Source organism: Brevibacterium sediminis, from assembly GCF_024895295.1.
In the GTDB taxonomy this organism is placed as follows: Bacteria; Actinomycetota; Actinomycetes; order Actinomycetales; family Brevibacteriaceae; genus Brevibacterium; species Brevibacterium sediminis.
In genome coordinates this window covers 318,873-344,921 of record NZ_JAHQRN010000002.1, presented here as the reverse complement: position 1 = coordinate 344,921, position 26,049 = coordinate 318,873, and the positions used below count along the sequence as shown (strand labels likewise).

22 protein-coding genes and 1 tRNA gene are annotated in these 26,049 nt (G+C 63.4%); 10 read left to right on the top strand and 13 right to left on the bottom strand.

What is annotated here, in order from left to right; translation table 11 throughout:
- Positions 1 to 5: 5 nt before the first annotated feature.
- A complete protein-coding gene (locus KTJ89_RS05935) occupies positions 6 to 536 on the bottom strand; it encodes a MaoC family dehydratase (RefSeq protein ID WP_259357066.1) in 531 nt (176 codons plus the stop codon).
- An 85-nt stretch (positions 537 to 621) separates the two neighbouring features.
- On the opposite strand from KTJ89_RS05935, the gene KTJ89_RS05930 reads away from it, so the two are divergent.
- A complete protein-coding gene (locus KTJ89_RS05930; RefSeq protein WP_259357065.1) occupies positions 622 to 1,281 on the top strand; it encodes a histidine phosphatase family protein in 660 nt (219 codons plus the stop codon).
- Between the two features lie 32 nt (positions 1,282 to 1,313).
- On the opposite strand, the gene KTJ89_RS05925 is transcribed toward KTJ89_RS05930, so the two are convergent.
- Both KTJ89_RS05925 and KTJ89_RS05920 read right to left on the bottom strand, forming a co-directional pair.
- Positions 1,314 to 1,826, bottom strand: coding sequence for an SRPBCC family protein (locus tag KTJ89_RS05925; protein ID WP_259357064.1), 513 nt, complete (start codon positions 1,824 to 1,826; stop codon positions 1,314 to 1,316).
- 83 nt (positions 1,827 to 1,909) lie between these two features.
- A complete protein-coding gene (locus tag KTJ89_RS05920) occupies positions 1,910 to 2,272 on the bottom strand; it encodes an ArsR/SmtB family transcription factor (protein WP_259357063.1) in 363 nt (120 codons plus the stop codon).
- A gap of 183 nt (positions 2,273 to 2,455) precedes the next feature.
- On the opposite strand from KTJ89_RS05920, the gene KTJ89_RS05915 reads away from it, so the two are divergent.
- Both KTJ89_RS05915 and KTJ89_RS05910 read left to right on the top strand, forming a co-directional pair.
- Positions 2,456 to 3,277: an HAD-IIA family hydrolase gene (locus KTJ89_RS05915; protein WP_139468677.1), complete on the top strand. Its 822-nt coding sequence runs from the start codon at positions 2,456 to 2,458 to the stop codon at positions 3,275 to 3,277.
- A gap of 312 nt (positions 3,278 to 3,589) precedes the next feature.
- Positions 3,590 to 4,519, top strand: a complete 930-nt coding sequence (locus tag KTJ89_RS05910) for a hypothetical protein (RefSeq protein ID WP_139468678.1) — start codon at positions 3,590 to 3,592, stop codon at positions 4,517 to 4,519.
- Between the two features lie 109 nt (positions 4,520 to 4,628).
- Here KTJ89_RS05910 and cls read toward each other — a convergent pair whose 3' ends face one another.
- The 4 genes from cls to KTJ89_RS05890 form a co-directional block, all read right to left on the bottom strand.
- Positions 4,629 to 6,101, bottom strand: coding sequence for a cardiolipin synthase (cls, locus tag KTJ89_RS05905; RefSeq protein WP_172173863.1), 1,473 nt, complete (start codon positions 6,099 to 6,101; stop codon positions 4,629 to 4,631).
- A gap of 175 nt (positions 6,102 to 6,276) precedes the next feature.
- The gene (locus KTJ89_RS05900; RefSeq protein WP_139468680.1) at positions 6,277 to 7,449 is read right to left on the bottom strand and encodes an acyl-CoA dehydrogenase family protein; all 1,173 of its coding nucleotides are present in this window, start codon (positions 7,447 to 7,449) and stop codon (positions 6,277 to 6,279) included.
- Positions 7,450 to 7,496: 47 nt separating this feature from the next.
- The gene (locus KTJ89_RS05895) at positions 7,497 to 9,506 is read right to left on the bottom strand and encodes an acetyl/propionyl/methylcrotonyl-CoA carboxylase subunit alpha (protein WP_259357062.1); all 2,010 of its coding nucleotides are present in this window, start codon (positions 9,504 to 9,506) and stop codon (positions 7,497 to 7,499) included.
- A 17-nt stretch (positions 9,507 to 9,523) separates the two neighbouring features.
- On the bottom strand, positions 9,524 to 11,137 hold the full coding sequence (locus KTJ89_RS05890; RefSeq protein WP_172173869.1) for a carboxyl transferase domain-containing protein: 1,614 nt from the start codon (positions 11,135 to 11,137) through the stop codon (positions 9,524 to 9,526).
- Between the two features lie 134 nt (positions 11,138 to 11,271).
- Between KTJ89_RS05890 and KTJ89_RS05885 the strand changes: the two genes are divergently transcribed.
- Positions 11,272 to 11,898 carry a TetR/AcrR family transcriptional regulator gene (locus KTJ89_RS05885; protein ID WP_139907209.1) on the top strand — a complete coding sequence of 209 codons (627 nt, stop codon included), beginning with the start codon at positions 11,272 to 11,274 and terminating at the stop codon, positions 11,896 to 11,898.
- Between the two features lie 64 nt (positions 11,899 to 11,962).
- On the opposite strand, the gene KTJ89_RS05880 is transcribed toward KTJ89_RS05885, so the two are convergent.
- The 3 genes from KTJ89_RS05880 to KTJ89_RS05870 all read right to left on the bottom strand — a co-directional run bounded on the left by KTJ89_RS05880 (position 11,963) and on the right by KTJ89_RS05870 (position 16,364).
- Positions 11,963 to 12,883: an NADP-dependent oxidoreductase gene (locus KTJ89_RS05880; protein WP_172173872.1), complete on the bottom strand. Its 921-nt coding sequence runs from the start codon at positions 12,881 to 12,883 to the stop codon at positions 11,963 to 11,965.
- 93 nt (positions 12,884 to 12,976) lie between these two features.
- Positions 12,977 to 15,154 carry a 3-hydroxyacyl-CoA dehydrogenase NAD-binding domain-containing protein gene (locus KTJ89_RS05875; protein ID WP_259357061.1) on the bottom strand — a complete coding sequence of 726 codons (2,178 nt, stop codon included), beginning with the start codon at positions 15,152 to 15,154 and terminating at the stop codon, positions 12,977 to 12,979.
- Position 15,155: 1 nt separating this feature from the next.
- Entirely contained in the window at positions 15,156 to 16,364 is a 1,209-nt protein-coding gene (locus KTJ89_RS05870) for an acetyl-CoA C-acetyltransferase (protein ID WP_172173875.1), read from the bottom strand.
- A 252-nt stretch (positions 16,365 to 16,616) separates the two neighbouring features.
- On the opposite strand from KTJ89_RS05870, the gene KTJ89_RS05865 reads away from it, so the two are divergent.
- Both KTJ89_RS05865 and KTJ89_RS05860 read left to right on the top strand, forming a co-directional pair.
- Positions 16,617 to 17,021, top strand: a complete 405-nt coding sequence (locus tag KTJ89_RS05865; RefSeq protein WP_139468687.1) for a hypothetical protein — start codon at positions 16,617 to 16,619, stop codon at positions 17,019 to 17,021.
- A gap of 405 nt (positions 17,022 to 17,426) precedes the next feature.
- Entirely contained in the window at positions 17,427 to 20,090 is a 2,664-nt protein-coding gene (locus tag KTJ89_RS05860; protein WP_172173878.1) for a LuxR family transcriptional regulator, read from the top strand.
- An 85-nt stretch (positions 20,091 to 20,175) separates the two neighbouring features.
- Here KTJ89_RS05860 and KTJ89_RS05855 read toward each other — a convergent pair whose 3' ends face one another.
- Complete coding sequence (locus tag KTJ89_RS05855) at positions 20,176 to 21,006, bottom strand: carbon-nitrogen hydrolase family protein (RefSeq protein WP_259357060.1); 831 nt, start codon at positions 21,004 to 21,006, stop codon at positions 20,176 to 20,178.
- Positions 21,007 to 21,074: 68 nt separating this feature from the next.
- Between KTJ89_RS05855 and KTJ89_RS05850 the strand changes: the two genes are divergently transcribed.
- Positions 21,075 to 21,719, top strand: coding sequence for a GntR family transcriptional regulator (locus tag KTJ89_RS05850; RefSeq protein WP_172173881.1), 645 nt, complete (start codon positions 21,075 to 21,077; stop codon positions 21,717 to 21,719).
- Between the two features lie 76 nt (positions 21,720 to 21,795).
- Here KTJ89_RS05850 and KTJ89_RS05845 read toward each other — a convergent pair whose 3' ends face one another.
- Positions 21,796 to 23,166 (bottom strand): MFS transporter, encoded by a 1,371-nt coding sequence (locus tag KTJ89_RS05845; protein ID WP_253904003.1) that lies wholly within the window; start codon positions 23,164 to 23,166, stop codon positions 21,796 to 21,798.
- A gap of 138 nt (positions 23,167 to 23,304) precedes the next feature.
- On the opposite strand from KTJ89_RS05845, the gene KTJ89_RS05840 reads away from it, so the two are divergent.
- On the top strand, positions 23,305 to 23,985 hold the full coding sequence (locus KTJ89_RS05840) for a DUF2848 domain-containing protein (protein ID WP_139468692.1): 681 nt from the start codon (positions 23,305 to 23,307) through the stop codon (positions 23,983 to 23,985).
- An 8-nt stretch (positions 23,986 to 23,993) separates the two neighbouring features.
- Positions 23,994 to 24,542: an ureidoglycolate lyase gene (locus KTJ89_RS05835; protein ID WP_139468693.1), complete on the top strand. Its 549-nt coding sequence runs from the start codon at positions 23,994 to 23,996 to the stop codon at positions 24,540 to 24,542.
- Positions 24,543 to 24,625: 83 nt separating this feature from the next.
- Here the strand turns inward: KTJ89_RS05835 and KTJ89_RS05830 are convergent.
- Positions 24,626 to 24,698 (bottom strand) — tRNA-Thr (locus tag KTJ89_RS05830).
- 210 nt (positions 24,699 to 24,908) lie between these two features.
- On the opposite strand from KTJ89_RS05830, the gene KTJ89_RS05825 reads away from it, so the two are divergent.
- Positions 24,909 to 26,027 carry a M20/M25/M40 family metallo-hydrolase gene (locus KTJ89_RS05825; protein WP_172173887.1) on the top strand — a complete coding sequence of 373 codons (1,119 nt, stop codon included), beginning with the start codon at positions 24,909 to 24,911 and terminating at the stop codon, positions 26,025 to 26,027.
- Positions 26,028 to 26,049 lie beyond the last annotated feature (22 nt).

Here is a 26,049-nt window from a genome sequence, read left to right as displayed (position 1 = left end):
GGGGCTCACTTTCCGGTGTCGGTCTGATCGGCGGTGTCGGCGGTGGACTTCGCCGCCGTGGACTCGTGGCTGGAGTCGAACATCATCGCCTGGCGCACGGCCTTCGCGACGAGTTTGCCGTGCTGGTTGTAGCCGCGGTGTTCGAAGGTGACGATGCCCTGGCCCGGACGGGACTTCGAATCGCGTTTGTCGAGGATCGTCGTCTCTGCGTAGAGAGTGTCGCCGTGGAACATCGGTGCCGGGAAGCTGACCTCGGAGAAGCCGAGGTTTCCGACTGTCGTGCCCTGCGTCAGCTGTGACACGGACAGACCGATGAGGGTGGCCAGGGTGAACATCGAGTTGACGAGGCGCTCGCCGAAGGGTTCGGTAGCCGACCATGCCGCGTCGAGGTGCAGGGCCTGGGTATTCATCGTCACGGCCGTGAACAGGGTGTTGTCCGCTTCGGTGACTGTGCGGCCCGGTGCGTGCTTATAGGTGGCGCCGACTTCCATCTCGTCCAGCCACAGACCTCGTTGTGCAATGACCTTGTCACTCATGTAACGCTCCTCACTCGTCGTGATTTGAGTTTATCGCCATTCACCGGACCCCTGCGACCCGGGGGTCGGTAGGATCGAGCACACCATGGCCATCACACGATCCCTCTTCGTCGTCACCCACCCGGAGGCCCGACACCATCTCGAGGCCCGGGTCGGCGGGTGGCACGATTCCGAGCTCACCGTCCGCGGCAAACTCCAAGCCGATCGCATCGCCGCCGAACTGCGGTCGCGGATCCCGACGGCCGCCTCCGCGCCGGTATTCACCTCTGATCTCAAACGGACGCGCAGGACCGCCGAAGCGATCGCCGATCGACTCGGCACGCGCGCAATCGACCACCCGGGTCTGCGCGAGAAGTCGTACGGAGTCGCGGAGGGACGGGAGCAGTCCTGGCTGGACGCGCGCTTCATCTTCCCACCCGTGCCCGACGACGCCTTCGACCACACGATGCGCCTCGATCATGCCGAAGGCATCGACGGCGCGGAGACGCGACGCGAGGCCGGTGCTCGGATCTACGCCGCGGTCGGCGAGATCCTCACGCAGCGAGCCTCGCACCAGGTGGTCGTCACCCACGGCTTCGCCCACACGTTCGTCATCGGTCGGTGGCTCGAACTGCCTCTTGAGGCGATGGGGCGGGCGACGTTCGCCGCGCATTCCGGGTGCATCACCGAACTGACCGAGGACGATCGATTCGGCAATCGGACCCTGCGGTCGCTCGCTGCGGTGGACCACCTCGGCGATGCCTGAGGCGATCCACCGCCGTGATCTGTCGGCACCGGTCAGGACCCGAGCTCTGTACCGAGTTCGTTGAAGGCCGATGACCATCCGTCGTAGGCACTGGCGTCTTCACCCGAGTCATTGGGCAGGCCGGTCAGCGTGAACGTCATGCGAGTGCGGTCGGCGCCGATCTCCTCAAGTGCGACGCTGACGCGCGGGGCATCGTCGACCTCGCCGGGACTTCCCCAAGTGAAGTCGAGGCGGACGGGCTCGTCGATGTGAAGGTACTTCCCGGCAGTCGGGAACTCCTGCCCCGTATCGGGTATGCGCATCGTATAGGTGTATTCGCCGCTGACCCGCAGGTCGACGGATACGGATTCGCGTGGAGTGACCAGCGTTTCGGGGTGGAACCAGCGGGCCATGACTTCCGGGTTCGTCCAGGCTTCCCAGACGCGGGCGCGCGGGGCGGCGAATTCGCGGACGATGGTGAATCCGGGTTCTCCCGCCTGTGCGCTGTTCGGATCGGTCACTGTGTTGGCTGTGGTGTCTGTGTTGGCTGTGTTCTCGGCGTTCATCGCTGTTCTCCTCCTTGAGTCGTGCATGATGTCTGCGTCATACGTGATGTCTGCGTCATTCGGCACGTCGTTGATGTCGATAGTCAGTCCGCAGTTCGATCTGTGGTCGACGGGTCGGTCGTCGATGTATCGGTGGGCACCTCCTCGGCGAGGATGAGGTCGAGGCTGTCGAAGCGCTGCTGCCATTCGTCGTGGGCCGCCTGCAGCCAGCCGGCGGCCTCGGTGAGGGCATCGGCGTTGAGTGCGACGATGCGCTGCTGCGCGGATTTCGATCGAGTGATCAGCCCCGCCGTCTCGAGCACCTTGAGGTGCTGGGAGACCGCGGAACGACTGATCGGCAGCGGCTCCGCGAGCTCACCGGCGGTCTTGTCTCCCCCGCGCAGACGATCGATGATCGCCCGACGCGTCGGATCGGCAAGCGCCGCGAAGACGTGATCCATACTCATTTAAGCATCCCCTTAATTAAGTGATTACTACAATACACTTTTCGACCGCTCCGTCAAGAGGGCTCTGGGACGATCCGCAAAGGGGTACGGCACCACCCCGGATCGGACTTCTCAGCACACTTGCGCCCAACCCGACTAGGCTGGAAGCAGCCGCTTCGGCCCACCCCGAGCTCGAGGAGAGACATGGATCGCGATTCGATCGACTGCTGGCTGACCGATATGGACGGTGTCCTGGTCAAGGAGAACAATCCTCTGCCGGGAGCCGCAGAGCTGCTCGCCCAGTGGCGTCAGGCCGATATCCCCTACCTGGTGCTGACGAACAACTCCATCTACACCGCTCGTGATCTCTCCGCCCGGCTGCGCTCGAACGGGCTCGACGTCCCCGAGTCGAACATCTGGACCTCTGCGATGGCCACCGCGGATTTCCTGTCCAATCAGGTCGAGCACGGCACGGCCTATGTCGTCGGCGAGGCGGGGCTGACCACGGCGATCCACGAGGCCGGGTTCGTCATGACCGAGCACGACCCGGACTTCGTCGTCGTCGGCGAGACCCATTCATATTCGTTCGAGGCGATCACGAAGGCGATCCGCCTCATCGACGCCGGCTCCCGCTTCATCGTCACGAACCCCGACGCCACCGGTCCCTCCCCCGAGGGCGTCCTGCCCGCCACCGGCGCCATCGCCGCTCTCATCACGAAGGCGACGAACCGCGAACCCTACGTCGTGGGCAAGCCCAACCCGATGATGTTCCGCTCGGCCCTGAACCGGATCGGCGCCCATTCGATGAGCACCGCAATGATCGGCGACCGCATGGACACCGACATCATCGCGGGCATGGAAGCGGGCATGCACACGGTCCTCGTGCTGTCGGGAATCTCCACCGCCGAGGATGTCCGCCGCTTTCCGTTCCGACCCAACGAGATCGTCGACGGCGTCCACAATCTGCTGGACGTGCCGCTGGAGAGCCGCGGCGACCTCGGCCCCGACCCCACGGGTTCCGCCTGAGGCACGCACTCCTTCGCCGAGAGACAGGGGGCATGCACCCCGGGCCGCCGAGAAACGGGCTGAGTGTCGAAACACGGGTGTACGCACCCGTTTCTCGACACTCAGCCCGTTTTTCGATGGAGCCGGCGACCTTGCAACCCAGCACAGGCCCGTGCTGCATCAATCCCTTCACCTTCGCCGTCGCCGAAGCTGCACCATCTGACCACACAAATAAACCACGTTTAATAGTATTTGCTTGCATTTGGTATATTTTAAGAGCATCCTTGATAGATGTTCCAAGTGCTGACAGCGCAACAGCTCCGTGGACTCGGCATGTCCCGCAGACAGTTGGCCGAAGCCAAACGATGCTGCCTGCGCCTAGTCAGGAAGGGTCACTACGTGATCCGCAAGTCGTGTGATGATAGCCATCACGGACCCATCCGCGGTCTTTCCACGGATCACGACACTTCGTTTCCAAAAACCTTCGGAGATCTGCGGGACGAAGCCGAGGAGCTGCGGGTCCAGATCGCATGCCGCCTCGGTGAGCTTCTGCCGGGAGATGTGTTCTCTCATGTTTCGGCCGCGCTCATCCACTGTCTTGACCCCGCTGTGCTCGAATCGTCGAAAGTCGAGATCTCCAGGAACTCCCCTACCCGCAACTACGACGGCGTGTTCATCTACTCGCGCAGACTTCCACCGGAACAGGTCTCATCCGAGTTCGCCTATCCGGTCACCACTCTGCCCAGGACTCTGGCTGACGTTGCTCTTGACCGTTCGCTCGAAGTTTCTGTACCGCTCATCTCTCAAGCACTCCGTTCGGGAGAGGTGGACCGGGCAGATATCACCGATCTGTTGGCGAAAGGGCAACGCGGACGCCGAAGAGCCCTCTTGGCCGTTGATCTCTCGAGCGCCGAGTATGAATCTCCAGCCGAGGCGGTCTGCGCAGTGAAGTTCCATCGCTTCGGAGTAACCGGAATGGTCCCGCAGGTCGACACGTTCACAGAGTCGGGCAAGTTCATCGGACGCAATGACTTTCGGCACAAGTCCGCTGCTGTCGCAGTGGAAGTCCACGGTCTCGGCAAGTTCTATCTCAACCCTCACGGCCCTGATGAGGCGGCCAAATTGAGTCATCAGCGCAATATGGATCTTCTCAACGCCGGCTTCAAGGTCTTCAACCTGAGCTTCGGCGACCTCTTCAGACCTCGCATCTTCGCTGCGATCAAGCGGGCCATCGAGACGACTGATCAGCGAAAAACGGGCTGAGTGTCGAAACACGGGTGTACGCACCCGTTTCTCGACACTCAGCCCGTTTCTCGGCGAAGCAGCCGTGCCTCAGCCCGTTTCTCGGCGAAGCAGCCTGCCCCTAGCCCGCCTACTGCAGCGACGACGTCAGGCGCATGACGGACTCCATATAGCGGCGGGGCCATGGCCGCTTCTCCCATTCCTCCAGGGTGAGTTCGTCGCTGACGCCCTGGTAGTCGGCGACGACATCGATGATGTCGTCGACCAGGTCGCCGCCGGTGGTCAGCAGGCTGATCTCGTAGTTGAGGCCGAACGAGCGCATGTCCATGTTGGATGAGCCCATCACAGCATAGAGGTCGTCGACGATGAAGCACTTCGTGTGCAGCACGGCGGGTTTCGGGTACAGGAAGATCCGCACCCCAGCTTCGAGCAGCGACCGGTAGTAGGACGACTGTGCCCGGTCGACCATGTACTGGTCCGCCTGCTCGCTGACGTAGAGTTCGACGTCGACCCCACGCCTGGCCGCGGTCTCCACGGCGGCCAGCAGCGATTCGTCGGGCACGAAGTAGGGGCTGACGATGGCCAGACGCTTCTGCGCCAGGTACATCATCGAGGTGAAGACCTTGAGGTTCGGAGCGGTCGTGAACCCGGGCCCCGAAGGAACCAGCTGCATCGCGCTCGTCGCCCCGCCGACTTCGGGCTCATTGCCGTCGCGCTCGTACGGGCGGATACCCAGAGCCTGTCCCGATTCGGAATACCAGTCGGTGGAGAACACCGCCTCGATTCCGGCGACGATGGGCCCGGAAAGCTCGACCATGATGTCGTGCCAGTTCCGGCCGATCTGTGAGTTCTTCCTGTTGAGGTAGCTCGAATCGATCATGTTCTGCGAACCCATCATCGCCCGCTTGCCGTCGATGACGAGCAGCTTGCGGTGGTTGCGCAGGTCGATGCGCCTAGCCTTGCCTCGCCATGGAATGAACGGCAGCATCAGGTGCCATTCGATGCCGGCCGCGTTCAGTCGTTTGCCGAGCCGGTGGAATCCCGGATACTTCCGGGATCCGATGTGGTCGAAGAGGACACGGACTTCGACCCCGCGCGCAGATGCTCGCTCGAGCGCCTGGAAGAAGACGTCGGTCGTCGAATCCCACGCCATGATGTAGATCTCGACGTGGACGTATTCGTGTGCTTCGTCGACGAGTTCGGCCATCCGCGCTATCGACGCTGCGTAATCGGAGATCACCCCATGGCTGTCGCCGGTGACCATCGGCAGCGCGGTCAGTGCCCGCCCCAGCTGGGCGACGGAGACGAATTCGGGCTCGGCGACCAGAGACGGCGGCACATCGGGCAGGTCGTCGGCGCCTTCGTGCATGAGTTCGTTCGCTTCGGCCTGGATCCGCGCCCGGCGCTGGTTGATATAAGGGCTGCCGAGCAGCAGGAATGCGGGAATTCCGACGATCGGCACGAACAGGATGAGCAGCAGCCATGCCGATGACGATGACGGGCGACGGTTCTCCGGCACCACACCGACCGCGATGATCTTCACGATGTATTCGATGACGATCCACGTCGTCGTCGCCACCGATGCCACCATGCTGAGATCCATGTGCTCCCACTTCCCTTTCGGTCGCCGTCTCACCTCACGGTGTTATCGGATAAGAATATCGCCCGCCGAGGCGGACCTGCACGTCCGTACGGATGTGCGGCGCCGCCTCGGCGGGCGATTTGGCATGGGTGGCCGACGGAAGGTCGGCACCTGCTCTCAGATCAGGAGCGGGAGCTCAGAGTCCGAGTTCGCGGGCGATGAGCATGAGCTGGACCTCGGTGGTGCCTTCACCGACTTCGAGGATCTTCGAGTCGCGGTAGTGGCGAGCCACGAGGTATTCGTTCATGAAGCCGTAGCCGCCGTGGATCTGGGTGGCGTCGCGCGCATTGTCCATGGCTGCTTCGCCGGCGATCATCTTTGCAATAGCAGCTTCCTTCTTGAACGGGAGTCCGGCGAGCATCCGCGAAGCCGCGAGGTAGTACGCCGACCGGGCTGCGACGACGCGTGCTTCCATGCGGGCGATCTTGAAGGAGATGCCCTGGAAGTCGGCGATCGGCTTGCCGAAGGCCTGGCGTTCCTTCGCGTACTTCACTGATTCATCGACGCAGCCCTGGGCGGCGCCGACGGACAGGGCGCCCACGGCGATGCGGCCCTCGTCGAGGATGCGCAGGAAGTTCGCGTAGCCGCGTCCGCGTTCGCCGAGCAGGTTCTCTTCGGGCACCTGCACATTGTCGAAGGTGAGCGGGTGCGTGTCCGAGGAGTTCCAGCCGACCTTGTCATAGGCCGGTTCGGCGGTGAAGCCGGGGGTGCCGGTCGGAATCATGATCGTCGAGATCTCAGGCACTTCGCGGCCCGACTTCGAGGTTCGGGTTCCGGTCACGGCGGTGGCGGTGACCAGGCGGGTGATGTCGGTGCCGGAGTTCGTGATGAAGCACTTGCTGCCGTTGATCGTCCAGGTCCCGCCCTCCAGAGTGGCCTTGGTCCGGGTGCCGCCGGCATCGGATCCGGCCTCGGGTTCGGTCAGGCCGAAGGCGGCCAGGCCCGAGGCGTCGGTGAGCTTCGGCAGCCATTCCTTCTTCTGCTCTTCGGTGCCGAAGCGGTAGATCGGCATCGCCCCGAGCGAGACCCCGGCCTCGAGCGTGATGGCCAGGGACTGGTTGACCCGGCCGAGTTCTTCGATGGCCAGGCACAGGGCGAAGTAGTCGCCGCCCATTCCGCCGTACTCTTCGTCGAAGGGCAGACCGAAGAGCCCCATCTCGCCCATCTTCGCAACGAGGTCGTAGGGAAACTCGTGCTTGGCGTCGAGTTCGGCTGAGACGGGTGCTACCTCTTCGTCGGCGAATTTCGCGACACCTTGGCGCAGGTCTTCGTATTCTTCGGGCAGCATTCCCGGAACAAAGGTTTCCATTGTTTCCTCCCCGCTTGTGGCGTGGTTGTGGTGTGAGTGGCTGGTGACTATTCGGCGGCGTCTGCGACGGCCTCGGCGGCGGCTTCGTCGACGACCGTGGCGAGCACTTCGTCGAGAGCGACTTGGGCGCCTTCGACAGCGGTGACGGTGACGATTCCGGCAGCCGGTGCGGTGAGCACGTGCTCCATCTTCATCGCCTCGACGACGACGATCGGTGCTCCCTGTCCGACTGCATCCCCGGTCTCGACCTTGATATCGACGACGGAGCCGGGCATCGGTGCGAGCACCTCTGCGCCTTCCAACCCAGGTGTCAGCGACGCATCGGCCAAGGGCCGGGTGAAGACGTGGATTCCGGTGTCGGTGCTCACCCAGATGCTGCGGTCACGGGCATCGGAGAAGATCCGGGCGGTGTGCTGAATCCCGTCGAGGGTGACATGCCACAGTCCGTCGGCGTCGACCTCGACGGCTCCCGCTCGAGTCTCGACGTCGACCGTCTCCCCGCCCGTGGCCAGGGTGACCGTGGGGTGGAAGTCCGGACGTGAGGTGCGCCAGGCGCTGGGTCCTGCCCACGCCGAGGCGGCCGACCGATTCGCGGTCAGTTCGGCGTCCGTGACCGGTCCGGTCAGGGTCGTGCCTGCCGCTCCCCCGGTGACCGTGACAGCGGCGGCCGCCAGCTGCGCGTGGGTCTCACCGGCGCTGTGCGCCAGCTGATCCTCGCCGAGGTTGTCGATGAGTGAGGTGTCGAGGCCCCCGGAGATCACCTCGGGCAGTGCGAGAAGGGTGCGCAGGAAGTCGATGTTCGTCACGATTCCCGGCACCGCCGAGGCGGCGAGCGCGGCATCGAGCCGCTTGAGCGCCGCTGCCCGATCGTCGGCACGGACGATGAGTTTCGCGATCATCGGGTCGTAGTCCGAGGCGATGGTCTGGCCAGCGTCGAGGCCGGCATCGACGCGGATGCCCTCACCGGTTGGGAAGACGACGTCGAGGGCACGCCCACCGGTGGGCAGGAATCCGCGCGAGGGATCCTCGGCGTAGATTCTCGCTTCGATCGAATGCCCGGTCAGTGTGATGTCATCCTGCGTCAGCGGCAGCTCTTCGCCCGCGCCGACGCGCAGTTGGAGTTCGACGAGGTCCACTCCGGTGACCTCCTCGGTGACGGGGTGTTCGACCTGCAGTCGGGTGTTCATCTCCATGAAGAAGAACTCATCGGGACGGTCGGCCCCGACGATGAACTCGACAGTGCCGGCGCCGACGTAGCCGACGGACTTCGCGGTCTCGCAGGCGGCCTGGCCGATTCGGGCGCGGGTCTCTTCGTCCAGCAGCGCAGAGGGTGCTTCCTCGATGACCTTCTGGTGACGGCGCTGCAGGGAGCATTCGCGTTCGCCGAGGTGGATGACGTTGCCGTGCGCGTCGGCCATGATCTGGACTTCGATATGGCGCGGGGTGGCGACGAGGCGTTCGAGGAACAGCGTGTCGTCGCCGAAGGAGCTCGCGGCTTCGCGGCGGGCGGTCCGCAGCGCCTCGGCGAGTTTGTCGGCTTCGAACACCGCGTGCATTCCTTTGCCGCCGCCGCCGGCGGAGGGCTTGATGAGCACGGGGAAGCCGATGTCCGTCGAAGCCGCAATGAGGGCCTCGTCGCTCATCGCGGCGTCCTTCGTGCCGGGCACGAGCGGCACCCCGCGGGAGGAGACAGCCTGCTTCGCGGTGATCTTGTCGCCCATCGTCCGGATCGCGTCGGCTCCGGGGCCGAGGAAGACGATTCCGGCGTCGGCGCAGGCAGCGGAGAATTCGGCGTTCTCCGACAGGAATCCGTAGCCGGGGTGGATGGCTTCGGCTCCCGTGGCCTGTGCTGCGGCGATGACCTTGTCGATGCGCAGATAGGACTCGGAGGCGGCGGCCGGCCCCAGGTGGACCGCGGTGTCGGCGGCCTTGACGTGGGCCGCACGGGCGTCGGCGTCGGAGTAGACGGCGACGGTGCGGATGCCGAGTCGGCGGCAGGTGCGGATGACGCGCAGGGCGATCTCGCCGCGGTTGGCGATGAGGACTGTTGTGAACATTTTCGTCATGGTGGGGCTCACATTCTGAAGACGCCGTAGCCGCTGGCATTCAGCGGGCGTTCCATCGGTCCGAAGCGGGCGAGTTCGAGGGCCAGTGCCAGTACCTGGCGGGTGTCACCGGGTTCGATGATCCCGTCATCCCACAGGCGAGCCGTCGAGTAGTACGGGTTTCCCTGGGCTTCGTACTGGTCGCGGATGGGCTGTTTGAACGTGTCTTCGGCCTCGGCGCTCCACTCCTCGCCGCGGGCCTCGAGCTGGTCGCGCCTGACGGTCGAGAGCACGCTGGCGGCCTGTTCGCCGCCCATCACGGAGATGCGGGCATTGGGCCACATCCACAGGAAACGCGGGGAGTACGCGCGGCCGCACATCGAGTAGTTGCCGGCGCCGAAGGAGCCGCCGATGACGACGGTGAACTTCGGGACGCGGGCGGTGGCGACGGCGTTGACCATCTTCGCACCGTGTTTGGCGATGCCGCCGGCTTCGTAGTCGCGGCCGACCATGAATCCCGAGATGTTCTGCAGGAACACCAAGGGCACGCTGCGCTGGTCGCAGAGCTCGATGAAGTGGGCGCCCTTCTGCGCGGATTCGCCGAAGAGGATTCCGTTGTTGGCGACGATGCCGACGGGGTGTCCGTCGAGGTGAGCGAATCCGGTGACGAGGCTCGTGCCGTATTCGGCTTTGAACTCGTGGAACTCGGATCCGTCTACGAGGCGGGCGATGACCTCGCGGACGTCATACGGTGTTCGCGAGTCCACCGGCACCACCGAGGTCAGCTCCTCCGGCGAGTGTGCCGGCATGCGGGATTCGATGACGTCCCAGTTCGGAGTGCTCTTCGGCCCGAGAGTCGAGACGATGTCGCGCATGATCTCCAGTGCATGGGGGTCATTGGCCGCGAGGTGGTCGGTGACGCCGGAGACGCGGGAGTGCAGGGCTCCGCCGCCGAGCTCCTCGGCGGTGACTTCCTCGCCGGTGGCGGCCTTGACCAGCGGTGGGCCTCCGAGGAAGATCGTGCCCTGCTCGGAGACGATGATCGATTCGTCGGCCATCGCGGGGACGTAGGCGCCGCCGGCGGTGCAGGAGCCCATGACGGCGGCCAGCTGCGGGATTCCGGCAGCGGAGAGTGTGGCCTGGTTGAAGAAGATGCGACCGAAGTGCTCTCGGTCGGGGAAGACGTCGTCCTGATTCGGCAGGTTCGCGCCACCGGAGTCGACGAGGTAGATGCACGGAAGGCTGTTCTCTTTGGCGACTTCCTGGGCCCGGAGGTGCTTCTTCACGGTCACCGGGTAGTAGGTTCCGCCCTTGACGGTGGCGTCATTGGCCACGATCACGCATTCGCGGCCGGCGACCCGCCCGATTCCGGTGATGATTCCGGCGCCCGGGCTGGCATCGTCATACATGCCGTTGGCGGCCAGCGGAGAGAGTTCGAGGAAGGGAGTGCCGGGGTCGAGGAGATGCTCGACGCGCTCACGCGGCAGCAGCTTTCCGCGATCGATATGGCGCTGTCTGGACTTCTCGGAACCGCCGCGGGCTGTGGCCGCAATGCGCTCCCGGAGTTCAGCGATGAGTTCGGCGTGGGCCTCGGAGTTGACCTGCCCCGTCGCCGGACTGACCGCAGTTCCCACTGCTCTCATTCCATCCTCATTTCAGTTAATGATTCTTAACTGACTGCTATGATACTGCTCACAGGCAGAACTGACAACGCACGAGCCAGCCCGCACCGACGTCGTCCCAGGCGGTGGGCATCAGGCTCAGGGAAGGAGGCCGGATGTCGATCTCGGACGAGGCCAAGCCGACGGCGCGGGCAGCGGCGAAGGCAGCCAGGCGCGAGCAGCTGCTCGAGGTCGCGAAGACGCTCTATGCCCGGCACGGCTTCCATGGGGTGCGCCTCGACGACCTGGGCAAAGGTGCGGGGATCTCGGCGCCGGCGGTCTACCGGCATTTCTCGTCGAAGGAGGCCGTGCTCGAGGAGCTCCTCGTCGGCATCTCTGCGTATCTCCAGTCCGGAGGCGAGGAGATCGTCTCCGCGGCATGGGACACCGCGTCGGGGATCTCCCCCACCGAGGCGGTCCCGACCCTGCGGCGTCTCATCGACTTCCATGTCGACTTCGCCATGAGCGAGCCCGAGCTCATCCGCATCCAGGACCGTGACCTCGAGGCGCTGCCGGACGAATCGCGACGGACCGTGCGCCGTCTCCAGCGTGCCTATGTCAGTCGGTGGGCGGAGGTCGTCGAGGCCGCCCATCCGGCGTGGACTCTGGAATCGGCCACTGTGCGCGTGCATGCGGCGTTCGGGATGATGAATTCGACCCCGCACCAGGCTCGTCGCTCCAGCGCCGAGGTGGTCGGGGTCGAATTGCGCGCCGCAGCGGCCGCGGCGCTGGGACTCAGCTGATCACCGGATCAGCCGAGTCCCGCCTCGGCGATATTTCGATCACCGAGGACGGTATAGCCGATATTCAGGGCACGATGACGAGCTTGCCGCGGATGTGACCGGTGGCGCTGTCCTTGAAGGCCCGGGGAACATCGTCGAGGCCGTAGGTGCCTGCGATGTCGACGGTGAGTTTTCCTTCGTCGACGAGGAGACCGAGGCGAGCAGTCTCGGAGCCGTCGGGACGCACCCAGATGTAGCGTCCGCCGTGCTCGGCGACACTGGGATCGGCCACCGAGGCGTGCGTTCCGCCCTCGGCGAGCACGGCCAGGGTGTCGTCGAGGACTCCCCCGACGAAGTCCGCGACCCCGTCGACCTCGCCGCCGGCAGCCTCGAGAACGCGCTCGACCAGGCCGTCGCCGTAGGTCACGGGCTCGGCGCCGAGTCCGCGCAGGTATTCATGATTGGCTTCGGACGCGGTGCCGATGACGCGTGCTCCGGCGGCTCGGGCGATCTGCACGGCGAAGCCGCCCACTCCCCCGGAGGCTCCGTGGATGAGCACGGTCTTGCCCGCCAGGTCGCCGAGGGACTCGAGGGTCCGCAGAGCGGTGCCGCCGGCCAACGGCAGTCCGCCTGCCTGTTCCCAGCTCAGACTCTTCGGCTTCGGGGCGACCGCACGCACGGGGACGGCGACCTTCTCGGCGAAGGTCCCACCGCCGAGCACGTCCTTGCGTGCATAGGCGACGACTTCATCGCCGATGGAGAATTCCGGGGTGTCGAAGCCGAGTCCGACGACGACACCGGCGACGTCCCAGCCCGGGATGACGGGGAACTGCGTGGGCATGACCGGGTCGAGGTGCCCGCCGACGAGCTTCCAGTCGACCGGGTTGACTCCGGCAGCCTTGACTTCGATGAGCACCGAGGCGGGCGGCAGCTTCGGATCGGGCAGCTCGCGGACGGTGATGTCGTCGAAGTTCTCGGTGTAGGCGTCATAGACGGCGGCGCGCATGGCAATGGCCTTCCGGTAGATGTCAGTGACACTGAAGTCTCAGTGTGACTGGACAACACCGGAAGGCCATCAGGCTATTCCAGGGGTCTCCTCTTACTCGTAGGTTTCCCCGGTCTTCGCGCGTTCGACCAGCGAGGCCGGCGGTGTGAAGTGCTCGCCGTACTTCGCAGCCAGATCATTCGCCCGGTCGACGAAGCCGGCCAGACCGCCTTCGTACTGGTTGACGTACTGGAGCACGCCGCCGGTCCACGCGGGGAATCCGATGCCGAAGATCGAACCGATGTTCGCGTCCGGCACCGAGGTGAGCACACCCTCGTCGAGGCACTTGATCGTCTCGATCGCCTCGGCGAAGAGCATCCGCTCCTGCAGATCGGCGAAGGGCTGATCATTCGATCCCGATTCGTACTTGTCGCGCACACCCTGCCACAGCGTGGTGCGTTTGCCGTTCTCGTCGTAGTCGTAGAAGCCGGCGCCGTCCTTGCGTCCAGTCCGTCCCTGCTCGACCATCCAGTCGAAGACGGCTTCGGAGGGGTGGGCTATCCAGGTGCCGCCAGCGGCCTCGACCGCGTCGCGGGTCTCCTTGTTGATCTTCTGCGACAGGGTCAGCGTCAGTTCGTCGAGCAGCTGCAGGGCACCGGTGGGGTACCCGGCCTGCAGTGCCGCCTGTTCCACGCTGGCCGGCTCCACGCCTTCGCCGACGGCGGCGACCGCCTCGGCGATGAACGTGCCGATGACGCGGGAGGTGAAGAATCCGCGCGAGTCGTTGACGACGATCGGAGTCTTCCGGATCTGCTGCACGAGGTCGAAGGTGCGGGCGAGGACCTCGTCGGAGGTGTTCTCACCGCAGATGATCTCGACCAGCGGCATCTTGTCGGCCGGTGAGAAGAAGTGGACACCGATGAAGTCCTTGTCCCGGGTGACGCCCTTGGCCAGGTCGGTGATCGGCAGGGTCGAGGTGTTCGAACCGAGGACCGCATCAGGCTCGACGATGTCCTGGATCTCCTGGAACACCTTCTGCTTGAGATCGACGGACTCGAAGACCGCCTCGATGACGAAGTCGACACCGGCGAAATCCTCGGCCGAGGCACTCGGGGTGATCCGGTCGAGGACAGCTTGCGACTTCGCCTCGGTGGTCTTGCCCTTGGCCAAGGCCGATTCCTCACGCTTGGCGGCGTAGGCCTTGCCCTTCTCCGCATTGGCGAGCTCGACGTCCTTGAGGACGACCTCGATACCGGACTTCGCTGCGCTGTAGGCGATCGCCGCCCCCATCATTCCGGCACCGATCACGCCGAGCTTCTTCACCTGACGAGGTGTGACACCGTCAGGGCGCGAGCCGCCGGAGTTGATGTGGCCGAGGTCGAAGAAGAACGCCTTGATCATGTTCTTCGCCACCGGAGTATGGGTGACGTTGACGAAGTAGCGGGACTCGACCGTCAGCGCGGTGTCGATGTCGACCAGTGCGCCTTCGACCGCAGCGGCGACCACAGCTCGCGGAGCCGGCATCGGCGCACCCTTGCCCTGCTTGCGCAGCAAGGACGGCAGCGCGGGAAGCATCGCGCCGATCTTCGGCGAGGACGGGGAGCCGCCGGGGATCTTGAAGCCCTTGACGTCCCACGGCTGCACAGCCTCGGGGTTGGCCTTGATCCAGGCCTTGGCCTTGGATTTGAGTTCGGCCGCGGGGGCGAGTTCGTCGATGAGGCCGAGCGCCTGGGCGTCGGCGGCCTTGAACTTCGTCGACGGCAGGATGGCCTTCTGCAGTGCGGTCTGGATGCCGAGCATGCGCACCGACCGGGCGACTCCGCCGCCGCCGGGCAGCAGGCCGAGTGAGACCTCGGGGAAGCCGAAGCGGGCGCTCGGGTTGTCATCGGCGGCGATCCGGTGGTGAGCAGCCAGGGCGAGTTCGAGTCCGCCGCCCAGTGCCGCACCGCCGAGGGCGGCGACGACCGGCTTGCCGAAGGTCTCGAGGCGACGCAGCACCTTCTTGAGGTGTTCGACGGTCGCGAACTCCTCTTCAGCATTGGCCGGATCGGCCGCACGCAGCTTGTTGAGGTTTCCGCCGGCGAAGAAGGTCTTCTTCGGAGAGGTCAGCACGACGCCGGTGATGTCATCGACATTGGCTTCGAGCCACTCCACGGTCGCCTCCAGGGCAGCTGCGAAGTAGTCGTTCATGGTGTTGACCTTGGCACCGGGTTCGTCGATGACGACGGTGACGATGCCTTCGGCATCGGTGTTGCGCTGGTAGTCGGCAGCTGTGGTTTGAGTGTTCGTCATGTCAGACCCTTTCGATGATCGTCGCGATGCCCATGCCTGCGCCGATGCACAGGGTGACGAGTCCACGCTTGAGGTCGCGGCGCTCGAGTTCGTCGAGGACAGTGCCCAGAATCATGGCGCCGGTGGCTCCCAGCGGGTGGCCCATGGCGATAGCTCCGCCGTTGACGTTGACCTTCTCGTGGGGGACGTTGAGGTCCTTCATCCACTTGAGCACGACGGCGGCGAATGCCTCGTTGAGTTCGAACAGATCGATGTCATCGACGGTCATGCCGGCTTTGTCGAGGGCCTTCTTCGTCGCCGGAGTCGGACCGGTGAGCATAATCGTGGGTTCCGAGCCGGTGACCGCGGTGGAGACGATGCGGGCACGGGGTTTCATCCCCATCTTCTGGCCGACTTCCTCGTCGCCGAGGATGACCAGCGAGGCGCCGTCGACGATTCCCGAGGAGTTCGCGGCGGTGTGGACGTGGTCGATGGCTTCGATCCAGTGGTACTTCTGCAGAGCCACCTCGTCGAATCCGGTCTGTGCGGCGAGCTTGGAGAATGCCGGTGGCAGCTGCGACAGCGATTCGACGGTCGAGCCGGGACGCATGTGCTCATCGCGGTCGAGCACGGTGATGCCGTTGATGTCCTTGACCGGGATGATCGAGTTTTCGAAGAGGTTGTTCTCCCAGGCAGCAGCGGCACGCTTCTGCGATTCGGCGGCGAAGGCATCCACGTCTGCCCGGCTGAAGCCCTCTGTGGTGGCGATGAGGTCGGCACCGATGCCCTGCGGCACGAAGTACGTGTCATAGTTCGTCGACGGATCCTGTGCCCAGGCTCCGCCGTCGGATCCCAGCGGCACACGGGACATGGATTCGACGCCTCCGGCGAGGACGAGGTTCTCGAAGCCGGAGCCGACCTTCTGGGCGGCGATGTTGACGGCTTCGAGCCCGGAGGCGCAGAAGCGGTTGACCTGAACGCCGGCGACGGACTCGTCGAGGCCAGCAACGATGGCGGCGACGCGGGCGATATCCGACCCCTGCTCGCCGACCGGGGACACAACGCCGAGGACGATGTCGTCGATGGCTTTGTCGTCGAGATCGGGGTTGCGCTCGCGAATGGCGTCGATGAGTCCGGTCACGAGATCGATGGGTTTGACGCTGTGCAGCGCTCCGCCGCGGTTCTTGCCGCGTGGGGTGCGCACTGCGTCATAGATGAACGCTTCGCTCATGTGTTCCTCACAGTCTGGATGGAAGACCGACCATAAGATCTGATCGATCGTTCAGTAATATTCGCACCCCTATTGTGTCCCAGTTTCGAGTGACGGGCAACACACGCACGAGCGCCGGCGCAAGCAGAGTGAATTCGGTTGCACACTCGCACTTCCGCAACTTCTTCAGTTGTCGAATATTCCGCGTTTCCTTTCGACGACAGACGTGATTATGATAAGTCGACGCATCAACTCGGAACCCATTGGAGAATCATGTCCTTGACCACCCTTGCCCGCACGAAGACGGGCTCGAAGCTCATGGCACTGACCCTTGCTGTCGGCCTGCTCGCCGGCCCCATCGCCGTCGACGCGGCACCCGCCGAAGCTGCGACGAAGAAATGCGCAGTGAAGATGTCGAATTCGAAGCCCCGCCAGTACTCGAACACCTGGGTCAATGTCTCGAAGGTCGGCTCGAAGGCCAAGGTCGAGACCCTTGCCCACTACAAGACGACGAAGACGAAGAAGAAGGCCACTGCGTCAAAGAAGGGCAAGGCCTCTCTGAAGTACTACATCTCCGGCGCTACCCCAGGTAAGGCTGTCAAGGTGACCGTGACGGCAAAGAAGGGCAAGACGACGTGGAAGTGCTCGACGTCGTTCAAACCGGTGAAGAAGCGCTGACGGCTGAGTCACACTGCGCTCGGACCTCGTGCCGATTCTCTTTCCGGCGGCGGGGATGCCCCTTCGCAATTCTCGGGCCCGTCTCGACATGGCAGATCATGTCGAGACGGGCCCGATGTCTTCCGTGGCTCAGATCCCGCAAATTCCACAGTTTCGCGAAACTATTCAATGACTGAAACATTTTCTCCGCGGAAATCGCCTGATGTTCGGTAGCATCATCTGCAGTTTCCACCCCGGGAACACGTTGATCCCCTATCCGCAGACCACTCCCCCAGATGCGCGACCCACCCATTGCGCCAGGGTTTCCCGCTCCCCACCTTTCACAGGCTTCTTCTGAGCCTGGTGCGTTCCTCGTTTCGCACCGCGGTCTGTGGAGCAGGCGATACCGAGAAGCGAGCACCTTCGATGATCCAGAACCTACGCGAAAACGAGCTCAGCGAACTGCTGAGCGTAACCAGAGGAGCCGGGTCCGACACGGTCGTCGTCACCGGCCCTGCCGGTTCGGGGCGTACCACTCTCCTCACTTCTGTGGCTGATGCAACCACCCTTTCGGTGAGCATCGTGCGTGCCAACCCGGTCGAAAGGGAGTGGCGACTCTCAGGACTTTCTGCGTTCCTCGCGGCTGTCGACGATGCCGTCGGGACGAGCCTGCGGTCGCTGATCACGTCGTCCACCGATGAACGATCGACCTTTGCCGTCGCAGAGAACCTCGACGCTTCTCTGCGGCAGAGAGCTTTCAACGCTTTCGCGGTCATCGTCGATGATGCCGATCTGATGGATCCGGCCAGTCTAGAGGTGATCGGCTATCTGCTGCGACGTCGCAGCGTCAAGAATCTGCGCGCGATCCTCTCGGTCCGGTCGATCGACAGATCCGGACCCCTGAGCAGCTTTCCACGGGTCGTCCTGAGCCCGCTCAAGGTCGAATCGCTCATCGAGTTGGGATTGTCCTCGACGTCGCCTCTGGCGTGGAAGAGCGTGCTCGAAATCGTCGCCAGGTGCAGTGCAGGCAATCCCGGGTCATTCGAATCGCTCCTCTCGGCGATTCGCCCTGGAGCGCTCTACGAGAACGAAGCTCTCTCGCTTCCCCTCAGGCCCGGTCCCGAGCTTCAGGAGACAGCGGGGCGCTCGTTCGAGAACTGCTCCATACAGATGCTGGATGCGCTCAGAGTCATCTCATGCGGTGCGTACATTCCCACCCACATCGCCGAGCAGGTCGCGCAGGTCGGTGAGGGAAGCATCGAGGACCTCGTCGCACAGGGATTGGTCCGACAGATGCGGAACGGCGTCGAGGTCTGCGATCCACGCATCCGATCGGTTGTCTACTATTCGATAACCGACACCGAACGTCATCGTCTTCATGCGGCGATCGCCGATGAGCTCGCGGACGATGAGGCTGTGCTGCACATGTGGCACACCAGTTTCGCTGCCATCGATGCCGAAAGAGTCGTCGGCCTGTTGATGTGTGCAACCGAATGTGTCCGAGGCGGTCGGATACTTCACGGACTGGAATTGGCAGAACGAGCTCTTCTCCTCTCTGACGGCCCTGCGCCTGAGTCGGCGGTCGAGGAGCTGACCGCAGAACTCATGGCACAGTGCCAGTACACCCTTGCGCGCAGATATCTGCGGTTTCTGCAGGGGCGGAAAGGTACCGATGAGGTCAGTCCCTCGGTGCTGAGGCTGCGAATCCTCATCGACTATGCCGAATTGAGCGTGATCAACGATCAGCATGTGATGAGAGTCGTCGACAGCAATGCGGAGAAATCACCGCAAGCCTGTGCCTCCCTGTTGGCCAGTACGGGATTCTGTTATCTCCAGCAATGGGACGCAGAGAATGCACGAGCAGCAGCTGAACGGATATCAACTCTGCTCGGCCCAGATGCAGAGGTGGCTCAGGTCGTCGAATCAGTCGTCGATCTCTTCGACGCAGCCCTCAATGGACGATGCCTTCCCTCCACCGAGGAACTCGTTGTCATCGGCTACCGTATTCGCCGGACCTTCGCCGTCGAATTCTCATGGATCGTCATCGCCCAGATTCTGTCCTTGGCAGACCGGTTCGACGAGGCTCGTGCAGCGTTGAGCAACTTCTTCGACCAGTCATCTCATCTCACACCCCTGTGGGCGAGGTTGTCCAGGGTCGTGGCGTTCGACAACGAGTGCCGTGCCGGAAACTACCATCGCGTTCGCGAATTGGACGAACTGCTCACCGCCGGCAATGACCATCACGAGAGTGTGTCCGTCAACGATCACATTCGAACCGCGATGATGGCGGTCCTCGACGGCCATTCGGATCTCGCCCGCAACGCAGTGCACGACGCCCGCCGACTCACGGCGCAGGGGTCGAGTTGGCTGCTGAGATGCAGGCTCGCGGCGATCGAAGCACGAACAGCGATGCAGGAGGGCGATTTCGCCTCCGCGAACAGGCATTTCGCGCGTTGCCACCGCCTGTCGACGCGACTGCCCAGCCCTCACCTTCTGCGCTATCTCGACGACTTCATCGAGTCCCTCGTCTATGTCGGCGATATCTCCAAAGCCAAGCGGATCCTCGCCGAGCTCGAACAGGCACAGCGGGATGTGCCGATGACCTGGACTGCAGCGGCGGCCGCGCGCAGCAGAGCGCTGCTGATGTCTGGCGATGAGGCTTGGAGGGAGTTCTCCCGCCTCCTCGATTCGTGGACGAGTCCGGAACTCGAATATGTGCGCGGCCGGACGTTCTTGGCCTATGCCCATAAGCTCAAGGAACTCGGCTATGACGCTGACAGCGAAGAGATGAAGGCGATCGGTCGGTCCGTCCTCGCCGACATCGGCTTCGGGGACGCTCGAGTCGTGGGAGAAACGCACGCCGAGTCGTCCGGGTCGATCACGGATTCCCTCAACGACAAAGAACTTCCGGTCGTCGAACTGCTCACTCAGGGCTACAAAAACCATGTCATAGCCCATGAGCTCTTCGTCTCGGTGCGGACGGTGGAGCTGAGACTGACGAATATCTACCGCAAAGTCGGTGTGAAGTCCCGGTTCGAGCTGATGCGGGCTCTGGACCAGGAGAACAAGGCCCGCTCCGAGGACGAGTGAGCAGCACCGGCCGCCTTGCTTGTCCATTCATCGACCGGCGGCCGAAGTCATCCGTCTCTTCGTCTGCTGGCCGAGGCGAGTCGGTTCAGACGCCCTCGACGAAAAGGGCACCTTTAAGACGCGAGTTCTGAAGGACAGGCAGGGTCCCACGGATTTCCGCCACTCGACTGTGGTCGATGTCAGCGAAGATGATCTCCTCACCTCGCCCTGCCTCGGCGATCAGCGTGCCGTTCGGTGACGCCACATAGGAGTGTCCGATCCCCGTCGGACTGCCGTCCTTCACCGGAATTCCTGTGACCGCGGGGTCGGCTTGGTCGCAGGCGAGCACGTAAGCGGTCGAATCCAGGGCGCGGGCTGGACCCAACAGCTTCCACTGCTCGGCTTTTCCAGGGCCCGCGCCCCATGAGGTCGCGACGATGATCGCATCTGCTCCTGCTCGAGCTTGAGCTGTGAACAGTGCCGGGAAACGTACGTCATAGCAGATGGCCAGGCCGAAAGTGAGTCCGCCCAGGCGGAATGTGCGCACCGACTCCCCTGCAGTCACTGTGTCCGATTCGCGATGTCCGAATGCATCGTAGAGATGGATCTTGTCGTAGTCGACACTGATCTCGCGGCCTTCGTCGACTCCGCGCACGATGAGAGTGTTGACCACCGTCCCATTTTCACCCGCGCGGAAGGCACCGACAGCAATTACAGTGTTGTTCTCTGCAGCAATCTGCGCAATCGACTCAGACCACTGACCGTCATCCTCAGCGGTCGCACGCGCCAGGTCGTTCCCGAAAGCGATCTGGGCAGCTTCAGGGAAGACGACGAGGCGAGCTCCCTTCCGAACTGCCGAGGCAGTGTGCTCGGCGACTCGGTCGAGATTCTCCTGCTGGTCCCCAGTCGAGTTCATCTGCACCATTGCGATCTTCATGTATCTCTCCTCTTTTTCTCTTGTCGTGGCCGATGCTGGTTATCCGGCAAACGACTAAGGTGGGTTGTATGCAAACATCGTCAGGTCCCGCTGCACGCCGGACTGCCTATGAGCGCCTGCGCGACCTCGTACTGACGGACCCGGCTATACAAGGCACCTTCCTGACCGAAGGGGATCTGGTCAAGAGGTTCGGCCTGTCCCGCACCCCAATTCGTGAAGCGCTTATCATGCTCGCCTCTGACGGCCTCGTTGACCTCATTCCGCACCGCGGGGCATACATACGGCCCAGTGACGATCGAGAGATCCGCGAGACGATGGAGGTCCGGCAGATGATCGAGCTCGAGACCGCTCGGCAGATCTTGGCATCCGGAGAAGCGCCGATCGCAGCCATGGATGACCTCTACCAGCAGCAGGTGGAGCTGCCGGTCGCCGACGACACGATTCCGGATTTCATCAGTCTCGACCAGCGTTTCCATGCCGCAATGGTCGATGCCGCAGGCAATAGGGTGCTCAGCGACATCTACACCCGATTGCGAGTCAAACACGTCCGCTTCGGCATCTCTGCAACCTGGACGAGCGCCGACCGTCCGGCACAGGTGCTCGAAGAACATTCCCAGATCCTTGAGTCGCTGCGCTCCGGTGATGCCGAGGCGACTACCAACGCTATCTGCGAGCACATCACTCAGACGCAGAATCTGCTGCTGTCCCGCTGAGTGCCACATTCGCCGCGAGAAGGCCAGTCATGTGCCCCGACTGTTAGTCGCAGTCGGAGCACATGACTGACCGAACTCAATGACTCGGCGCCACCTCATCGATGACTTCAGCCGAACGCTGCGCAGCGGCGAGCTTCTCAAGATGGTCGACGTCCTCCTGCACGTTGCTGTTGCGTCCCATGATCAGACCGATCAACGTGAGAGTCACGGCTCCGGCCAAATACACGGCCACCCAGACCCAGGTTCCGGTGTTGTCGAGCAGCAGCGTGAACATCATCGGAGCGATCGCCCCGCCGAGCACACCGGCGATGGTGTATGCCAGTGACGAACCTGTGTACCTCAGTCGAGGTGTGAACTGCTCGACGACGAACGCCGCCTGCGGCCCGTACATGAGCGAGTGGAAGAACAGTCCGACGGGGATGCCGACGTACATCCAGGTGGCGTCTCCTGCTTCGAGCTTGGTGAAGAAAACGAAGGTCCACGCCACTGCGCCCACCGCAGCGACACCATAGACAAGACGCCGGTTGATGATGTCTGAGAGGTAGCCGGCCAGCGGGATGCAGATGACCTGGAAAGCTGAGCCGAGCATGACCGCGCCCAACACCGTGGTCCGGTCGAGGTCGAGCACAATCGTGCCGTAGGCGAGGGTGAAGACTGTGAAGAGTGCGTAGGTGACATCGGGCCCGATGCGGGCGAGGATCGCCGAGAACAGCGGGCGCGACTCGGTCTGCAGAAGTTCTGTGATCGGCTTCTCGGGACGCTCACCCGACTGTTCGACTGCCTTGAATACCGGGGTGTCTTCGAGCTTGAGACGGATCCACAGACCGAAGAGCACGAGCACCGCCGACACGAGGAACGCCACACGCCAGCCCCAAGCGAAGAACTGCTCTTCGCTGAGGGCGAGAGTCAGACCCGCAAAGGCACCATTGGCCATGAGGTTGCCGGCCGGAGGTCCGATCTGAGCAGCTGACGACCAGAAGCCGCGATAGCGCGGATCTCCGTATTCGCTAGACAGGAGGACAGCGCCGCCCCATTCACCGCCGACACCGATGCCCTGAGCGAAACGCAGGAGCACCAGTAAGAGCGGAGCCCACAGGGAGATGCTCTGGTAGGTCGGAAGGATGCCGATGAGACATGTCGAGACTCCGATGAGCACAAGAGTCCAGACCAGGACTTTCTTTCGACCGACTTTGTCGCCGAGGCGGCCGAAGACGATTCCGCCCAACGGCCGAGAGACGTAGCCGACTGCATAGGTCGAGAAGGCCAACAGCACGCCGACCATCGGGTCGCCCGAAGGGAAGAAGAGCACGGGGAAGACGATGGCCGCCGCTGCCGAATAGATGGCGAAGTCGTACCACTCGAGCGTGGTGCCGCTCAGGCTGGCGGCGAATGCCTTGATGAGATCCTTCCGCGCCACCGGCGGACGGGTTGTTGATGCACTCTGCATAGCAATCCTTTTCATCTGTCTGGACAATGCTCGCCTGCGACTCTGCGGCAAGAACTGTGATTGCGCTAACAGTATACAGGCTGTATACAATGAGACAACATCACGTGAAACCTCATCGACGACAAGGAAGAACACACGATGCTTACCTTCGAACTCCCGGACAAGACCACCGTTGACGTACACGTCGACAGGCTTCTCAACGCGGGCTATGCCGGTCGAAACCAAGAAGCGGTTCAGCATCACATTGACGAGTTGGCCGCTCTCGGAGTACCTGGCCCCAGCCAGGTGCCCGCCCTATACCCCGTGTCTCCTTACCTTGCTCAGCAGGCTGAGACCGTGACGGTCCAGCACGGAAAATCTTCTGGAGAGGCGGAATGGGCGCTGGTCGTATCGGACCGCGGCGTACTCATCACCGCAGCCAGCGATCAGACCGATCGCGACCTCGAAGTGTATGGAGTGGCATGGAGCAAGAATGCTGCACCGAACATTCTGGCCAAGCGTGCATGGGTCTATGAGGAAATTGCCGATCACATCGACGAGATCCGCATCGAGTCCTTCGTCACTGATGCGGGTGGCGTCGAATCACAGCTTCAGGATGGAAGCTTTGCCGATCTGCTGCCTCCGAGCTATTGGCTTGACGAACTCAAGGCCAAGGAGGTCGCGCAGCCGGGCACCGTCCTCATCTCTGGCACCATCCCCATGGCTGAAGGTGTTGACCAGTTCGCCTCACTCTGGCGAGTGCGCCTGTTCGACCCGCGCACCGAGGACAGCATCGAAATGTCCTACACCGTGGAAAAGATGCCTGAGCCGGTCGGGTGAAGTGAACCGTGAAGTCTCCTTCCCGCTCTCACGTGACCTTGGGTCGGCGCGAGAACTCCGACCTCGCGGGGGACGGAATGCTCGAGCTGACGCCGGAAGCCTTCGCGCCGTTCGGCAGGGTGATGGATTTCCACGCCCAGCAGGTGCCCGGTTCGTCAGCATTCCTGTCAGCAGCGACCTCGTTCTTCCGTGCTTCCCTTTTCGAACCAGGCGCCGACGGAACGACCGATCTGCTGTGGGTTTCTTACGACCGCGCAGAGCCACCGGAGGATTTCGAAGCGCATCTGCTCACGGAGCAGGCGCTCATTCCGATCACCGGTACGATCGTCCAGCACTTGTTCCGAGACGATGTCGACGACGGAACGGTCAATCGGTTTCTTGTCCGCCCGGGGCAGGGAATCGTCATGTCTCCAGGCAGCTTTCACACGACGACGTCCGTCGATGGCGAAGCGCTGTGTCTGATGGTCAGCCGAGTGAGCACCACCGACGATCTCAGCCGCAGCCTGCAGACGGGTTGCCAAGCAAGTGAGACCGTCTTCGCTCCGCCTCCCGGCTGAGAGGGTCTCGCCTAACAGGCACTTCGGCCACGAGAAAGCCCCTCCCGCACCAGAGTCTGTCCTGGTGGGAGGGGCTGTTGCCGAGCCGCCTGCGGGAATCGAACCCGCGACCTATTCATTACGAGTGAATCGCTCTGCCGACTGAGCTAAGGCGGCAACCGAACCAACTTTAGCCAACTTCTCTGCCAGCGGTCAAAACGACGACCACCCTCCAGGGCGGTTCCGGCAGAGAGCTTCGTCACCCCCTCGCCGGACGGCGACAACCGACCACCTGGCCCGCCCCTGAGCGGGTGCCGCCGGGCCGCGACCGGGCACCAGTTAACCTTGAAAGAACAGTTGGCTGACAAGCGAGAAGGTGAGACATCCATGGCAGAGTTCGACTCCGACGATTTCATGAGTGATTTCCAGGCGCTCATCGAATGCGAGTCGTTCTCCAACGACCTCTCTTCCCTGGCCCGCAGTGCACGGCTCGTCTCGCGAATCGGCACCGGAATGCTCGGTGCCGCACCTCAGATCGTCGAGACCGACGGCCACCCGCATGTGCTGTGGCGCTTCGGCACCGGACCGCGCAAAGTCGTGCTCATCGGCCACCACGACACCGTCTGGCCGACGGGAACGCTCGCTGATTTTCCGTATTCGGTCAAGGACGGAGTTGTTCGCGGACCCGGCGCCGATGACATGAAGGGCGGACTGCTCATCGCAATCTACGCGTTGGCGAAGGTCCGCGCCGAACTCGGCCATCTCGATGGCGTCAGCCTCCTCATCACTGCCGATGAAGAACTCGGTTCCCCTGGCTCCCGGCAGATCATCGAAGACGAAGCGCGCGGATCGAAGGCCGCCCTCGTGTTCGAAAGCGGTGCCGCCGACGGTGCCGTCAAGATCGCTCGCAAAGGCGTGGCGATCTACCAGCTCGAAGTCACCGGTCTGGCATCGCATGCCGGAGTAGAACCGGAGAAGGGCATCAACGCCACCATCGAAGTGGCCAACCAGGTCATCGAGATCGCTGCACTGCACAAACCCTCTGTCGGGACCTCTGTAGTCCCGACCGTGATGACCAGCGGATCGACCACGAACACCGTACCGGCCAAAGCCGTCGTCGGCATCGACTCCAGGGCAGCCTCGGCGGATGAACAGGTGCGCATTGATGAGGCTCTGCGCGCCCTGACGCCCAGCGTGGCCGGTGCGAAGATCGAACTCAAAGGCGGAATCAACCGCGCCCCGCTCGAAGAGGACATGGCGATGGGCCTGTATGCCCGTGCCCAACGACTGGCAGGACGACTCGGGCATCCCCCGCTGCGGTCAGTCGCAGTCGGCGGCGGGTCGGACGGCAACTTCACCGCCGGAGTCGGGACGCCGACCCTCGACGGCCTCGGCACCGTCGGCGGAGGTTCCCACGCCCGGACCGAACATGCTCTGCAGATCTGGATTCCCCGCCGCATCGAACTCACCGCAGCACTCATAGCAGAACTCCTCGGCGACGACTGAGCGTCTTCGGCCATTCCCCCGG